The sequence below is a fragment of the Micromonospora sp. SL4-19 genome, assembly GCF_047921475.1.
Taxonomy (GTDB): Bacteria; Actinomycetota; Actinomycetes; order Mycobacteriales; family Micromonosporaceae; genus Micromonospora.
In genome coordinates this window covers 615499-629752 of record NZ_JBLROB010000001.1, presented here as the reverse complement: position 1 = coordinate 629752, position 14254 = coordinate 615499, and the positions used below count along the sequence as shown (strand labels likewise).

14 protein-coding genes are annotated in these 14254 nt (G+C 70.1%); 6 read left to right on the top strand and 8 right to left on the bottom strand.

What is annotated here, in order from left to right; translation table 11 throughout:
• Window positions 1-32 precede the first annotated feature (32 nt).
• The 4 genes from ACNAVT_RS02885 to ACNAVT_RS02870 form a co-directional block, all read right to left on the bottom strand.
• Entirely contained in the window at window positions 33-767 is a 735-nt protein-coding gene (locus ACNAVT_RS02885; protein WP_416292498.1) for an SDR family NAD(P)-dependent oxidoreductase, read from the bottom strand.
• Between the two features lie 553 nt (window positions 768-1320).
• Window positions 1321-1920, bottom strand: a complete 600-nt coding sequence (locus ACNAVT_RS02880; RefSeq protein WP_416292496.1) for a hypothetical protein — start codon at window positions 1918-1920, stop codon at window positions 1321-1323.
• Window positions 1921-3954: 2034 nt separating this feature from the next.
• The gene (locus tag ACNAVT_RS02875; RefSeq protein WP_416292494.1) at window positions 3955-4221 is read right to left on the bottom strand and encodes a hypothetical protein; all 267 of its coding nucleotides are present in this window, start codon (window positions 4219-4221) and stop codon (window positions 3955-3957) included.
• Window positions 4222-4238: 17 nt separating this feature from the next.
• On the bottom strand, window positions 4239-4538 hold the full coding sequence (locus ACNAVT_RS02870; RefSeq protein ID WP_416292492.1) for an RNA polymerase sigma factor: 300 nt from the start codon (window positions 4536-4538) through the stop codon (window positions 4239-4241).
• A 153-nt stretch (window positions 4539-4691) separates the two neighbouring features.
• On the opposite strand from ACNAVT_RS02870, the gene ACNAVT_RS02865 reads away from it, so the two are divergent.
• The 4 genes from ACNAVT_RS02865 to ACNAVT_RS02850 all read left to right on the top strand — a co-directional run bounded on the left by ACNAVT_RS02865 (window position 4692) and on the right by ACNAVT_RS02850 (window position 8094).
• Window positions 4692-5732 (top strand): alpha/beta fold hydrolase, encoded by a 1041-nt coding sequence (locus ACNAVT_RS02865; RefSeq protein ID WP_416292490.1) that lies wholly within the window; start codon window positions 4692-4694, stop codon window positions 5730-5732.
• Window positions 5733-5849: 117 nt separating this feature from the next.
• On the top strand, window positions 5850-6530 hold the full coding sequence (locus ACNAVT_RS02860) for a VOC family protein (protein ID WP_416292488.1): 681 nt from the start codon (window positions 5850-5852) through the stop codon (window positions 6528-6530).
• A complete protein-coding gene (locus tag ACNAVT_RS02855) occupies window positions 6527-7123 on the top strand; it encodes a GNAT family N-acetyltransferase (RefSeq protein ID WP_416292487.1) in 597 nt (198 codons plus the stop codon). The genes ACNAVT_RS02860 and ACNAVT_RS02855 overlap by 4 nt, the downstream gene beginning before the upstream one ends.
• A gap of 194 nt (window positions 7124-7317) precedes the next feature.
• Complete coding sequence (locus tag ACNAVT_RS02850; RefSeq protein WP_416292485.1) at window positions 7318-8094, top strand: HAD-IIB family hydrolase; 777 nt, start codon at window positions 7318-7320, stop codon at window positions 8092-8094.
• A gap of 101 nt (window positions 8095-8195) precedes the next feature.
• On the opposite strand, the gene ACNAVT_RS02845 is transcribed toward ACNAVT_RS02850, so the two are convergent.
• Window positions 8196-9041: an SDR family oxidoreductase gene (locus ACNAVT_RS02845; protein ID WP_416292483.1), complete on the bottom strand. Its 846-nt coding sequence runs from the start codon at window positions 9039-9041 to the stop codon at window positions 8196-8198.
• 124 nt (window positions 9042-9165) lie between these two features.
• Between ACNAVT_RS02845 and ACNAVT_RS02840 the strand changes: the two genes are divergently transcribed.
• Window positions 9166-9519, top strand: coding sequence for a winged helix-turn-helix transcriptional regulator (locus ACNAVT_RS02840; protein WP_416292481.1), 354 nt, complete (start codon window positions 9166-9168; stop codon window positions 9517-9519).
• A 121-nt stretch (window positions 9520-9640) separates the two neighbouring features.
• Window positions 9641-11431, top strand: coding sequence for an adenylyl cyclase (locus tag ACNAVT_RS02835; protein WP_416292479.1), 1791 nt, complete (start codon window positions 9641-9643; stop codon window positions 11429-11431).
• Window positions 11432-11500: 69 nt separating this feature from the next.
• On the opposite strand, the gene ACNAVT_RS02830 is transcribed toward ACNAVT_RS02835, so the two are convergent.
• The 3 genes from ACNAVT_RS02830 to ACNAVT_RS02820 all read right to left on the bottom strand — a co-directional run bounded on the left by ACNAVT_RS02830 (window position 11501) and on the right by ACNAVT_RS02820 (window position 14095).
• Window positions 11501-12094, bottom strand: coding sequence for an ATP-dependent Clp protease proteolytic subunit (locus ACNAVT_RS02830; RefSeq protein WP_416292477.1), 594 nt, complete (start codon window positions 12092-12094; stop codon window positions 11501-11503).
• A gap of 137 nt (window positions 12095-12231) precedes the next feature.
• Window positions 12232-12816, bottom strand: a complete 585-nt coding sequence (locus ACNAVT_RS02825) for a helix-turn-helix domain-containing protein (RefSeq protein WP_416292476.1) — start codon at window positions 12814-12816, stop codon at window positions 12232-12234.
• A gap of 94 nt (window positions 12817-12910) precedes the next feature.
• The gene (locus ACNAVT_RS02820) at window positions 12911-14095 is read right to left on the bottom strand and encodes a hypothetical protein (protein WP_416292475.1); all 1185 of its coding nucleotides are present in this window, start codon (window positions 14093-14095) and stop codon (window positions 12911-12913) included.
• Window positions 14096-14254: the final 159 nt, after the last annotated feature.

Below are 14254 nucleotides of genomic sequence, written 5' to 3'. Positions count from 1 at the left end.
GGTAGCCGAAAAGCGGATGCCCCAACGCGGGTCTACGGGGCGTGCGCGACAGGCTGATCACCTCCCCACATCTCCACCACGGTTCCACCGACTCCCGCTTTGATGAGATTCAAGACGACGGAGACAACCTCGGCCGGAGGAATCAGCGGGCGAGATGCCGCACGTTCGTCGGCACTCATGCGCTCCCACTGGGCCTGGGCTCGGCTCAGCCCGATCAAGTCCGGCGCTACGCACATCATCCGGACCCCGTGGCTACTTTCCAAGCTGGCCAGACTGGCGGTGAAGCGAATCAGACCAGCCTTGGCGGCCCCGTACTCGGGCGAGCCGTAGGACGAGAAGCCAATGCCACCGCTGGAGGCGATGTTGATGATCGCGCCACCACCTTGGTCTCGCATGGGGTCCAGAACGAGCTGGCTGAGCAGCATCGGGGCGGTGAGGTTCAGGCTGATCGTCGCGGCCCACTCGGCAGCCGTCGCCTGCGGATACTGTCGCTGCGGGGTCCAGCCGCCGGCATTGTTGACGAGCACGTGAGGACCGCCGAGCTTCTGCGCTGCCGCCACGATGCGGTTCATGTCGCCACGCTCTCGTACGTCGGCGCCTAACGATTGTGCCGGCATTCCGCGCGCCTCGATCAAGCCTTCACACGCCTGCGCGGCGCGCTCATCGAGATCGGCTACGACGATGCCATAACCGGCGTGGGCAAGGCCAAGCGCGATGTCGCGTCCCAGTCCATTGCCGGCGCCTGTAACGATCGCGGTGCGAACCATGATCTCGCTCCCCCTGAAGTCGCCCGTCGTGGTCGGCTCTTCCTACCCGCGGACTTGCCATCTGAGACGCAAGCGGACACGGCCGATCGCGAGCCCCTCGGTGCCAACTGACCGGTTTGACCAAGCATCCGGATCTGCGACACCTCAGCGCGCTGAGGTGTCGCAGATCGGCTGGCGAACACGTGCCGCACGTCAGTCGACGGAGGACACCACGTCGGCCACGCGCACTGCCGAATTCCGCTTTATCAGATCAAGGCGGCCCGCAAAGCGGGCCGCGCCGGCCCGGCCCCGGCCTGCTGGCGACCTTCGGCCGGCATCGGCCGGGCCGGCCGGCCACGCTCAGGGACGACACGATCAGAAGACCTCGGGGCTCCGCCCCGAACCCCGGCCCTCCTCAGAGATGCCGCCGCGGATCACCTCGCCGGGCACTACAAGGGCTACCAGCCTCCCGGGACGGGGACCAGGTCGTTCGTCCGGTGGGGCGCTCCACCTGGTCCCCGTCCCGGGAGGCTGGACGGTCGGAGACTGCCCGACGAGGAGATCCGCTTCAGCGCTATCCACCGCGCTTCTCCATCTCACGGTAGTGCGCGCACATCGGCTCAGTCCTAACGTGCCAGATGCTCCCCAGCAGGGCGACGGGGTAGCTGACCTCTCTGATCTGTCGATCGCCGGTCTCGACCGAGAATCGCATCGACAACGGCTCACTCCCGAACGCGGTCGCGCATTCGAGGCGCAGCTTGACATCGATCCAGCCGGTACCGCCGGGGCGTAGCAACCGAGTCTTGCCGGTGTCACGGACCAGGGCACCCGGTAGTTGCCCCGTCGCCGCGCGAACCGTAATCGGCGCAGGGCCAGCGTTGGTCACTGCCAGTTGCGCGTCCATCTGGAGAACGCCGGGGACGTCCGAACCCCCGCCAGCGATGGATGCGGGGAAGGCCACGAGTGCGACTGAAGCATTTCGCTCCCGCTCCTCCCGTGAGTCCCGCAGCTCGTTGACACCAAAACCACCAAGCACAACGCCGACCACAAAGGCAGCGACGAGCCGGACGCTCATCTTCCGTCTGGCCAGGAGGCGGTCAGGAACGACGTTGCCCACCGTCGCCGACTGGTGGTTGTGCTCATCCAGGTCAATCACTTCACGCTCCGCCGACATGGCGTCAGCCTAGGGCGCTCCCTGACCGCACGTCGCCGGTCGTACAACCGCCTGTACAGCCAAGCCCGCCCGCTTACGCCGACGCTGGCCGACAACGACGGACGTGCTGACCAGCAGCGCCACCACCTGACCAGCCATCCGCGATCTTCTTCTAATCCCCGGGCCGGTCGTGCCCGTTGCGTGCCCGTTCGGACGGGTGCCGAGGGTCAACGGCGGTCAGCTCCTGGACGTGGCTCCCGGCATGACGGCGCAGGCCAAGCCAGGTCACTGCCGAGCGACTCCCGGCCGTGTCCACACTTCCTAAACCGTGTGTCGCAGGTTCGATTCCTGCCGGGGGCACCTCGAAGATCAGCGAAAAAGCTACCTGAGCTGGCAATACGCACAGGGCTCGATTGGCTGGCCTATGCAGCCGTAGGTCACTGGATGCGGCCGATTGTCGTAGGTCGCGGAATATACGCGGAATGATCTTGAGGGTGTCTGCCCAGGTCACCCGAGGTTCCCGGGGCAAGATCCGGAATGGCGGCCATCGTACGGGCCAGGCCACGCCGCACAACGCCTCGTCGAGCCGGCCGTTGACGGTGGCCTCTTCTCCATCGATGCACTTGGCGTAGACCTTGAGCAGGACGTCGACGGAGTGCCCGGCCCGCTCGGCGACCTCGGTTGCCGGCACGCCAGCGTAAAGCCACAACGAGACGGCAGCGTTGCCCAGCTCATCGACGGCTGATCATTCTTTCACACTGAAGAAGTCGGCATCGCGACGTGACGTCGTGGGCATATCTGCTGTTATGGCAGGGGTCGTTGCATCTTTCGGGTTGGCAGATGGGTTACTGCCGCGTGTGTCATGACGCCGAGCCAGCTTCCTGCGAGAAGCCCGATCAGCGCCGCCCAGTTTGCCCCGGCACTGGGCTGGAGCAGCGTGTTGATCGCCAGCCCAGCCGAGACCCCTGCCGCTGCGCCAGCGCTGAGAGCCCACCATCGATGCCGCACTCCCGCGATGTGCACTTGAAGGTAGGGCGACACAGTCATCAGGAGCACGATGGTCGGCGGGGTCGAGGGCGTCAACAGCACGAGGCCCGTGCCGAGGATCGCCCCGGGGATGAGACACACCAAACCGAGAACGAACGCATAACTCAGGTCAACCGGCGCGTGGCTCATGTCCGGCTGGCGTCGCCAGTTCCGCCTCCATCTGTCGGTGAATGTGCGCCCGGCTGCCAGGCTGTTGTCTGACGCGACCGCGTTGACCGGTGGAGAAATGCCGCTTGGGCCCGTCGTCTCGTCTGGAGCGGAAGGCGGCTCCGGCGTAGCCATGAGGCCGATCTTTGCGCATCATGGTTGACCCTGGGAAGGGCGGGCGCGATCATGCCAGCAGCGCTCATCCGGTGGCAGTCCCTGACGTGCCCGTTACATGCCCGCTCGACCGGTCACCACCGACGGCGACCGTGATCTCCCCGTCGACGAAGCTGCCGTCTGCGCACGCCGAAGAGGTGCGGCCGAGGTGGCAAGATCCGGGACATGCACGGAATGATCAGCTGTACCGCCGACGAGCAATAGCTGTCTGTCCTGCTTGGAGGCCTGGCCGAGCGGCTCGCGTTACTCCACTCCTAAACCGTGTGTCGCAGGTTCGATTCCTGCCGGGGGCACCAGGTCACATCGTTGATCAACGATCACTGGTTCGCCTTCCGGGACTGACGTGCTCGCTGCGTGCCCGATCGCCTCCCTCGCCTGGCTCGGCGCCCCGCGCTGGGCGTGGAACGTCGGGGGCGAGGGTGCGTTGGGCCTGCTCGCCAGCGCGGATGTGGGCCCACTGCCAGAACGACGGTGGCGCGGTCCTCCGCGCGGTCCAGAAGCACGCCGGCGACCCAGTAAAACCCGAGGGTCGCGACGAAGCTCACCAGCCCGAGCCCAACTTCATCCGGAGCTGAAGTCGGCGGAGTCGTGCCCTGCCGGAACGAGGGAGCGAGGGTGCCACGGCGTGGATTGTGGCCCAGGCGCGCACCGGGTAGATCCGCTTCCGCTGGTCTCAGCCAACGATGGTTAGTTGGTCTGGCCCGGCGCGTCCACGATCTTGCCGGTGACCCGGATCAGTTCCCCCTCGACCTCACCCGCCTTCAGCTTGACCCCCTCAGGCGTCGTGTGGTCCTTGACCACGATGATCCGACTTCCGAGGAACTCTTGGGTGGCCGGGTCGAGCAGAATGTCCAGGTGCTGCCAGCCGTCCTGCATGCCGACGGCGATCGCCGGGCGTCCGTCGAAGTCGACCGGCTCGGCGGACTGGGTGACACCCGGGATCATGGCCAGCACCCGAAGCAGCGTCGCCTTCACCTTGGACGGAAGGACGGGCCGGCGATCAGGTTCGACGCGATGCCGAACAACCAGGGCCGGGCGCTGTGGTGCGTGGTGTCATACCGCTGCCAGTGGTCGAACGCGACCAGAGACGTCTCCGCCGCCACGCCGTCGGCCAAGGCGCGGCCCAGCCGCCGGCTCGCGTAGCCATGGACCGCCGGGTAGTAGCGGTCGAAGATGGCGCCGAACAACTCCGGATCCCCGTGCATCCGGCTGATGATCTCGGCGTCGGTCTGCCCAGTGGCGGTGTGCACGTCTCGTGACACCACACCCATGAGTCCTCCTTCTGTCCGCACCCCCCGTACGCGGCGAGGGCCCATTCCTACTTCGCCGATGGCGACGGGAGTGTTCGCGGAGGACCCTGCCGCTGCCCCCTTGTGGCTCTGGCCGTCCGCAGTCGGTCCACAAGAGGGCGACGGGGTGGGGACGTGGCGAGCGATGCCTACCCTCTCGGCCATGGGATCTATCAAGCCGTGGCACCTGTTCGTTCTGACGATCTGCTGTCTCTTGCCGACCGTTGCGGCGATCATTGGTGGGGTCTGGGCGGCTCGCCGGTCTCGTGGCCGTCGCTGAGCGACGAGACCGACAGTCGAGGCTTCCTGCCCGACCGGCCAGAGCCCCGGACACGGAGACCACGCCGGCCCGGGGTGGTGACGGGAGATCGCGCCATACGCGGAAGGCCTGAGACTGCCATGAGCCCCGCAAGATCACCTTCTGCGCCCCTGTACTTCACCGAGCGCGGATCGGGGCCGCCCCTCCTGCTCGTGCACGGGTTGATGGTCACCGGCGAGATGTTCGAGCCGGTGATAGGGCATTTCGCCGCCCGGCATCGCGTGATCGTTCCCGACCTGCGCGGCCACGGGCGGAGTCGGGGACTTCCGCCGCCGTACACTCCGGCGCGGCTCGCAGCCGACCTGTCGCGGCTGCTCGACCATCTGGGCATCGACTCCACCGCCGTGCTCGGCTACTCGCAGGGCGGTGCGATCGCGCAGCAACTGGCCCTCGACTTCCCCGACCGATGTGACCGCCTGGTGCTCGCCTGCACCTTCGCGTTCAACATGGCGACCCGTCGCGAAAAGATTGAGGGCCATCTCCTGCCGCTGGTGCTCCGAGTCGTCGGCATGCGGCTGTCGGCGAAGTTGGTCTTCTCGCGGGCGGCTTCGCAGCTCGGCACGGAACGTGCCGACTGGCTCGTCGGCATCATGGCGGACCAGAACCGCGACCTGATGGTCGCCGCCTGGAAGGAGACGATGGCGTTCGACAGCAGACGCCGGCTTGCGGAGATCGCTTGTCCGACGCTCGTCATCGCCGCTTCGAACGATCGGGCTGTACCGATCCACCACGCGCAGATGCTCCACGACGGCGTCGCTGGTTCTCAGCTGATCGTCATCGACGATGCCGACCACGCGCTCATCTGGACGCACTCCGACGAGTTCGAGCGTGTGACGGACGACTTCCTCGGGGCCTGAGCGGGCATGGCCGCAGAGGGCACGGTTCTTCCCGGGCGCGGGCACCAGGCGGCGCAGGCGCGGATGTCGGGAGTTCGGGCGACACTCGACCGAGCCGCACGATCGAGGAGAGAGACATTGACCGAGCGGATCACACCGACGCAGTTCCACGCGGCCACGGGTGTCGAGGACTGGGGCGTGCTGAGCGACGGGGCGTGCACCTGGTTCCGTACCGGCTCGTTCGCGGCCGGTGCCCGGCTCGTGGGGGCGATCAGCGAGCTGCCGGGCCTCGACGACCATCGGCCCGACGTCGACCTGCGGTCCACCGGCGTGGCCGTACGGCTGGTCACGATCACGCCGGACCACTACGGGCTGACCGGGCGGGATCTCGACCTGGCCCGGCGGATCTCGGCGCTGGCGCGCGAGCTGGGCGTACCCGCCGACCCGTCGGCCGTGCAGAGCGTGCAGGTCGCCGTCGACGCGCTGGTCGGGCCAGGGGTGGCGGCGTTCTGGCGCGCCCTGCTCGGGTACGACCACCGCGCCGACAACCCGGAGGACCTGGTCGACCCGAACGGCCGTGGGCCGGCGTTCTGGTTTCAGCAGATGGACGCGCCGCGCCCGCAGCGCAACCGGGTCCACATCGACGTCTGGGTCCCGTACGACGAGGCAGAGGCGCGGATCGCGGCGGCGATCGCGGCCGGCGGACGCCTGGTGAACGACGCGTACGCCCCGTCGTTCTGGGTGCTGGCCGACCCGGAGGGCAATGAGGCCTGCCTCGGCACGGCCGGCTGGCCCGGCTCGGCGGGCGACGCGGAATGACGGACATCGACGTGGTTGCTGCCAACCAGGCGAGTTGGGACGACCTGCAGACCGTGTTCGGCGCCCGGGGCGAGGCCGCCCGCTGCCAGTGCCAGTGGTTCAAGATCCGGGACCGGGACTGGGCGTCGATGCCGGTCGAGGCGCGTGCCGAGGCGCTGCGCGACCAGACCGACTGCGGCAATCCGGGGTCCGACGCCACCAGCGGGCTCGTCGGCTACCTGGCGGGCGAGCCCGTCGGGTGGTGCGCGGTCGAGCCGCGCACCGCGTACCTGCGCCTGCTGTCCGCCCGCGTGCCCTGGACGGGCCGCGACGAGGACCGGACCGATCCGGGCGTCTGGGCGCTGACCTGCTTCGTCACCCGGGTGGGTTACCGGCGCCAGGGCGTCAGCCGGGCGCTCGCCCGGGCCGCCGTCGACTTCGCCCGGGAGCGTGGCGCCCGCGCCGTCGAGGGTTATCCGATGATCCTGCGGCCGGGGCAGGAGGCCGTCTGGGGCGAGCTGTACGTGGGCAGCCGGAGCATCTTCGCCGACGCCGGATTCGTCGAGGTCAGCCGGCCGACCGCCCGTCGCGTGGTGATGCGGATCGACTTCTGACGCCGTGGCGGCCGCAACTCGTCGAGGCCGGCCATCGACGCAGAGTACCGAACCGGCAGATTCCCATCCGGACCCGCTGTTACGCTCCGCGAGGGAGGACTGCGTAGCGTGACGCTCGGGGCTCACGGGTGCCGGAGGGGCACCGTCGGTACCCTGCTAGTCCTGGCCTGCCCGCGACGACATGGTGGTACTTGATGAACGATCTTCGAGTGGTGGCGTTCGACCTCGACGACACCCTGGCGGTTTCCAAGTCCCAGATCGATCGTCGGATGGCGGAACTCCTCGGCCACCTGCTCACCGAGGTGGACGTGCTGATCATCTCCGGTGGCCGGTTCGAGCAGTTCGAGGCGCAGGTGCTGGCCCACCTCGAGCTGACCGAGGAGCAGCGCCGGCGGCTGCACCTGATGCCGACCTGTGGCACCCGCTACTACCGCTGGCAGGACGGCCAGTGGCGACTGGTCTACGCCGAGGACCTGAGCGAGGCGGACAAGGCGCGCATCGTCGCGGCGCTCACCGAGTCGGCGAAGGCGCTGGGCCTCTGGGAGACGAAGACCTGGGGGGACATCGTCGAGGACCGGGGCAGCCAGATCACCTTCTCCGCGCTGGGCCAGTCCGCCCCGCCGGCCGAGAAGTACGGCTGGGACCCGGACGGCAGCAAGAAGAAGCGGCTCCGGGGCGCGGTCGCCGAGAAGCTTTCCGACCTGGAGGTGCGTGGCGGCGGCTCGACCTCGATCGACGTCACCCGCAAGGGCGTGGACAAGGCGTACGGCATGCGCAAGCTGCTGGAGTGCCTGGACCTGAAGATCGACAACGTGCTCTTCGTCGGCGACCGGCTGGACCACGGCGGCAACGACTACCCGGTCAAGGCGATGGGCATCCAGTGCTACGCCGTCACCTGCTGGGAGGAGACGGCCGACTACGTGGAGGCTCTCGTCGACGGCCTGGTCAGGCGGCGCACGGAGCCCGCGTAGCCGTCGCCGGCTCGCCCGCCGGCGAGCGCAAACTTCGGGGAGGTCGGGGCCACCGGCGCGTGCCGAGGCCCCAACCTCACCGATCAAACCGTGGGCGAACGTCAGAGCGCCGCGCGGATCGCCGCGGCGAGTGTCGTCGGCGCGCGGCCGAGCAGCTTCGCCAGGGCGTCGCCGACCTCCAGCTCGCCCTGGGCGAGTCCGCGGTCGCCGTCGGCGAGCGCGGCCGCGTACCCCTCCGGCAGGCCGGCCGCGACCAGCAGCTCGGTGTACTTGTCGACCGGCAGGTCGAGGTACGACACGGCGGTGCCCTTCTGCCGCGAGATCTCGGCGGCCAGCTCGGTCATGGTGAACGGCGCGCCGCCCAGCTCGTACACCTGGTTGGTGTGGCCCTCGGTGGTGAGCACCACGGCGGCGGCCTCGGCGAAGTCGGCGCGGGTGGCCGCGCTGACCCGGCCGTCACCCGCCGCGCCCGCCACACCGTGCCGGAGGTACGTGGGGAGCTGGGCGGTGTAGTTCTCCAGGTACCAGCTGTTGCGCAGGAAGACGTACGGCAGGCCGGACGCGCCGATCGCCTTCTCGGTGGCCTTGTGCTCGGCGGCGAGCACCAGGCTGGAGGTGTCCGCGTTGGCGATGCTGGTGTAGGCGACCAGCCCGACGCCGGCCTCCTCGGCGGCGGTGATCACGTTGCCGTGCTGCACCGTGCGGCGGCCGACCTCGCTGCCGGAGACGAACATCAGCCGGTCGGCGCCGGCGAACGCGGCCCGAAGCGAGTCGAGGTCGTCGTAGTCGGCCCGCCGGGTGACCACCCCACGCCCGGCCAGGTCGGCCAGGCGGTCGGTGTCGCGGCCGAGCGCCACGATCTCGCCGGCGGGTACGCCCCGCCGTAGCAGCGCGGAGACGATCAGGCGGCCCAGGTGGCCGGTGGCGCCGGTGACGACGATGGACATGGAAACTCCCGTGGTGCTTCTCGGAGGGAACTGTCACCGGGGACCAACGGGAACAGCGGTAGGCTACTTCCCGTTGGAGAGTAGGCACCTTAAAGTTCGGTACGCACCGAAAGAGAGTGATGCTGTGCAGGCGGACCCGTTCAACCGGAACTGCGGCAGCCGGAAGGTCCTCGACCGGATCGGCGACCGCTGGAGCGTGCTGATCGTGCTCACCCTCGCCGCGGGCGACAAGCGCTACGGCGAACTGGCCGAGCGGATCGACGGGATCAGCCAGAAGATGCTCACCCAGACCCTGCGCGGCCTGGAGCGCGACGGCATCGTCACCCGTACCGTGCACGCCAGCGTGCCGCCCCGGGTCGACTACGCGCTCACCGACCTCGGCCACAGCCTGCTCGACCTGGTCGCCGGCCTGGAGGCGTGGGCCACCACCCACCTCACCGAGGTCGAGGCCGCGCGCGCCCGCTACGACACCCGCTGAGGTTCCGGAACCACGCGCCCTGGCGCGATCGGCGTCGATGGGGTAGGAACAGGGCAGCCCGGCCTGAGAGCGCTCTCTGGCCCTCGTGGTCGGCCCCTATCCCACCACAGAAGGCAGGCAGATGAGATCACTCGACCACTCCCGCCGCCGCTTCCTCACCCTCACCGCCGCCTCGGCGGCCTCCCTCACCGCCCTCGGGCTCCCGGCCCGCTCGGCCGCGGCCGAGCCCACCGTCCGCGACGCCGCCGACCCCGACTTCGGCCCGAACGTCTTCGTGTACGACCCGTCCACCCCGACCGAGGAGATCCAGTCCACCCTGGACCGGCTCTTCGCCGCCCAGGAGCGCAACGAGATGGGCGCCGACCGGTACGCCGTGCTCTTCAAGCCCGGCCGGTACGAGGTCAACGCGAAGCTCGGCTACTACACCACCGTCGCCGGCCTCGGCGCCCACCCTGACGACGTGGAGATCCACGGCGCGGTACGCGTGATCGGCCAGCCCGACCCGAACTCGCAGGCCGGAATCTCCGCCCTCACCAACTTCTGGCGCTCGGTGGAGAACCTCGCCGTCACCCCGACCGACTGGTCGAACCAGTGGGCGGTCTCCCAGGCGGCTCCGATGCGCCGGGTGCACATCAAGGGCATCCTGTGGCTGGAGCCGGGCAACGGCGGCTACTCCAGCGGCGGCTACATCGCCGACTCCAAGGTGGACGGCATCACCATCAACGGTTCCCAGCAGCAGTGGCTGACCCGGGACAGCGAACTCGGCGGCGACTGGACCAACGGGGTCTGGAACCAGGTTTTTTCCGGCGTGGTCGGCGCACCCGCGCAGGGCTTCCCCAATCCGCCCTACACCACCCTGCCCACCAGCCCGGTGACCCGGGAGAAGCCGTACCTCCTCGTCGACGACGCGGGCCGCTGGCGGGTGGCCGTACCCGGGCTGCGGCGTGACACCGCCGGCACCACCTGGGGTGCGGGCCCCCGGCCGGTGCCCACACTGCCGCTGACCGACTTCTTCGTCGCCAGGCCCACCGACTCGGCCAAGCGGATCAACCAGGAGCTGTCCCAGGGCCGCCACCTGCTGCTCACCCCGGGCGTCTACCACCTGGACCGGGCGCTGCGGGTCAAGCACCCGGACACCGTCGTGCTCGGCCTCGGCATGCCCAGCCTCGCCCCGACGACCGGCGACGCGGCGCTGCGGATCGAGGACGTGGACGGCGTACGGATCGCCGGGGTGCTGGTCGACGCCGGGCCGGTCGAGTCGGAGGTTCTGGTCGAGGTCGGCAAGCGCAACAGCCACCGGTCGCACGCGACGAACCCGATCTCGCTCCAGGACGTCTTCTTCCGGATCGGTGGGCCGTTGGCCGGCAAGGCGGCCACCAGCCTCGTGGTGAACAGCCGGCACACCCTGATCGACAACATCTGGGCCTGGCGGGGCGACCACGGCAAGCCGGGCACCATCGGCTGGACCGTCAACACCGCCGGCACTGGGGTGGTGGTCAACGGCGACGACGTGACCGCGTACGGGCTCTTCGTCGAGCACTACCAGCAGTGGCAGACGGTGTGGAACGGCGAGCGCGGGCGCACCGTCTTCTACCAGAGCGAGCTGCCGTACGACCCGCCGAGCCAGGCCGCCTGGCAGAGCCCGACCGGGCAGGGCTGGGCCTCGTACAAGGTCGCCGAGCACGTACGCGAGCACGAGGCGTGGGGGCTGGGCGTGTACTCGTACTTCAACCAGAAGGTGGACATCCGCTGCGATCGGGCGATCGAGGCGCCACGTCGGGCCGGTGTGCGCTTCCACGACGCGATCACCGTCTTCCTCGACGGCAGCGGCGGCATCGAGCGCACCATCAACGAGGCCGGCACCCCGGTCGTCGGCTCGTACGGCACCAGCCCCGTGGTCAGCTACCCCTGACCTGGGCGGGAGCCCGGCGGCCGGCGGGATCAACCCGCCGGCCGCCCCCGATTCCGGGCGCCCCGTGGGTCACGCCGGGAGCTGCTCCGCCTGGGCGATCACCTGGTCGATCAGGCCGTACTCGCGGGCCTGCTCGGCGGTGAACCAGCGGTCCCGGTCCCAGTCGCGCTGGATCTCCTCCAGCGCGTGCCCGCTGTGCTCGGCGATCAGCTCCTGCATGGTCCGCTTCACGTGCAGCATGTTCTCCGCCTGGATGGTGATGTCGGCGGCCGTGCCGCCGATCCCGCCGGAGGGCTGGTGCATCATGATCCGCGAGTGGGGGAGCGCGAAACGCTTCCCGGCCGTGCCGGCGCAGAGCAGGAACTGCCCCATCGAGCCGGCCATCCCCAGCGCCAGGGTCGCCACGTCGTTCTTGACGTACCGCATGGTGTCGTAGACGGCCATCCCGGCGCTGACCGAGCCGCCGGGCGAGTTGATGTAGAGGAAGATGTCCCGCTCCGAGTCCTCGGCGGCGAGGAGCAGGATCTGCGCGCAGATCTGGTTGGCCGAGACGTCGGTGACCTCGGTGCCGAGAAAGACGATGCGCTCCTTGAGCAGCCGCTCGAAGACCTGGTCTCCGAAGGACGGCTGCCCCCCGTCCAGCATCCAGATGCCGTACCCCATGACCTGACCACCCTCCGTGCCGCCGGTGGGCGACGAAACCGCCCGGCAACCGGCGGTCTCCAGCCTCCGGCGGGCGGTGACCCCGGGCCCAGGGTTTCTGCCGGCGGCAGATCCGCCGTGGGCAGAACCGCCCGGGCCTACGCGGCGGTCAGCCGCCGCCGGCCGGCCCGGGCCCGCTGGCGGGCCAGCGCCACCGAGGTACGCGGACGACGGCGCGCGGCCGGCGGGGACGGGATCATCCAGACCCGCGTGCCCGTCCCGAGGATCGTCGGCGACGCGTACCCGATCGCGGGGCCCACCGGCGCCGGCATGGTGGCCGGCAGCCGCAGCGACCCGCCGAGGAGCGGGGTCGGGGTGGCTGGACGCCGGGTGACGTGCAGCCGCGGCCCACCGCCGACCCGCAGCTGCGGGCCGGTGCGCTCGCCGCGCACCACGGGTGCCCGGTCCAGCCGGGCCAGCACCATCCCGGAGGCCACCGGCGCCCGCCGTTCGACCCGGCGCAGCTCGTCGCGGGCCTCCTCCAGCAGATCGGAGAGGTGGATCCCGAGCGCGCGGCAGATCGCCGCCAGCACCTCCGAGGAGGCCTCCTTGCGGCCGCGCTCCACCTCTGAGAGGTACGGCAGCGAGACGCCCGCCGCCTGGGCGACCTCACGCAGCGTGCGGCCCTGCCGCAGCCGTACCCGGCGGAGCACCCCGCCGATCACGCGTCGCAGCAACGACATGCGGCCCTCCTCGCGGTCGTCGTCCCCCGGGTCCCATCATGCCGCGTTCGCCCGCGGCACACCGGCCCGGTCCGCCCGACCGGGCCGGCCCCGGTCACCGCCAGACGACCGCGCGCGGGTGCCAGCTCGGCGAGAGGTAGTCGGCCTCGCCGACGATCACGCCCTGGTCGTTGACGTTGATCGCCCGGCTGCCCACCGCCTCGGGCGGCAGCGGCAGGAGCTGCGACGCCGACGACGGGTCCGGCCAGACCATGGCCCGGCTGCCCCGGCCGTCCGTGCCGACCACCAGGTCCGAGTCGTTGACCGCCTGGGCGGTCGGGGAGGGGGAGGAGCTGGCCAGCCGGCACATCGCCGTGCCGTCCCAGAAGAACGCGCCGGACTCGCCGGTCGCGGTGTTGCTGGTGCCGACCACGTGGCCGAGGTCGTTGATGCCGTTGGCGACGCTGGTGGCGCCGCCGAGCGTGCCGAGCGTCCGGGTCACCCCGTGCTGCCAGACGAATGCCTGGTTGACGTCCGGCGCCGGGTCGTTCCAGTCCTGCCAGCCGTGGGTGCCGGCCACCATCCCCGCGCTGTTCACCGCAGTGGCGCTGGCCCCCGGGGGCACGTCGATGGTGACCTGGGTTTCGCCGGTACGGACGAAGGCCCGCCGGCCGGCGAAACCGTCGGTGACGTGGTAGACGCCGACCACCCGATCGCCGGCCGTGTCGTACGCGATCGAGGTCAGCCCCTTCACGCCGAGGTCCTGGATCCTGCCGTCGACCCAGGCGACCGCGTGGCTGTCGCCCTGGGCGTCCTGGCTCGTCCCGACGATCCGGCCCTGGTCGTCGATCGCCTCGGCCTGGCTGTTCGGGCCGCCGAGGGTGCCGAGGTCCTCGATCTGGCCGTCCACCCACCGCACCGCGTGCCAGTAGCCGGTGGCCAGCTTGGCGGCGCCGACCACCACTCCCTGCGCGTTGGCGTCCCTCGCGGTTGAGCCGAGCCCGTCGACAAGCGAGGGCAGCAGGACGACGGTCCGGTCCGCCGTCGGCATCGGTGTCGGCGTGGGTGGGGGTGTCGTCGTGTCCGTGGGTGAGGCGGTCGGTGTGGGTGAGGTGGTCGGTGTCGGTGAGGAGGTCGGCGTGGGCGTGGGACTGGACGTCGGTGTGGGTTTGGGTGTCGTCGTCCGCGTCGGCTTCGGCTTGGGCCCCTTCGCGGGCGCGTCCGCCAGCGCGGGTGGCGCGGCGGCCAGCAGCATCCCGAAGAGCACCGCCCCCGTGGTCAGTGCCGTACGTGTCCGCATCCGGTTCTCCCTCATCAGGACGGGTGAAGTGCCCCGAGTCTCACCCGATGCGACGCGGATAAATGTGACGAGATCCTTACCGCTGGTGCGGCGATCGCGGCGACCACCCACCCGGAGGGCCGGAACGCGTCGTACCCGTTATCTTTGGGCACGTGCGAG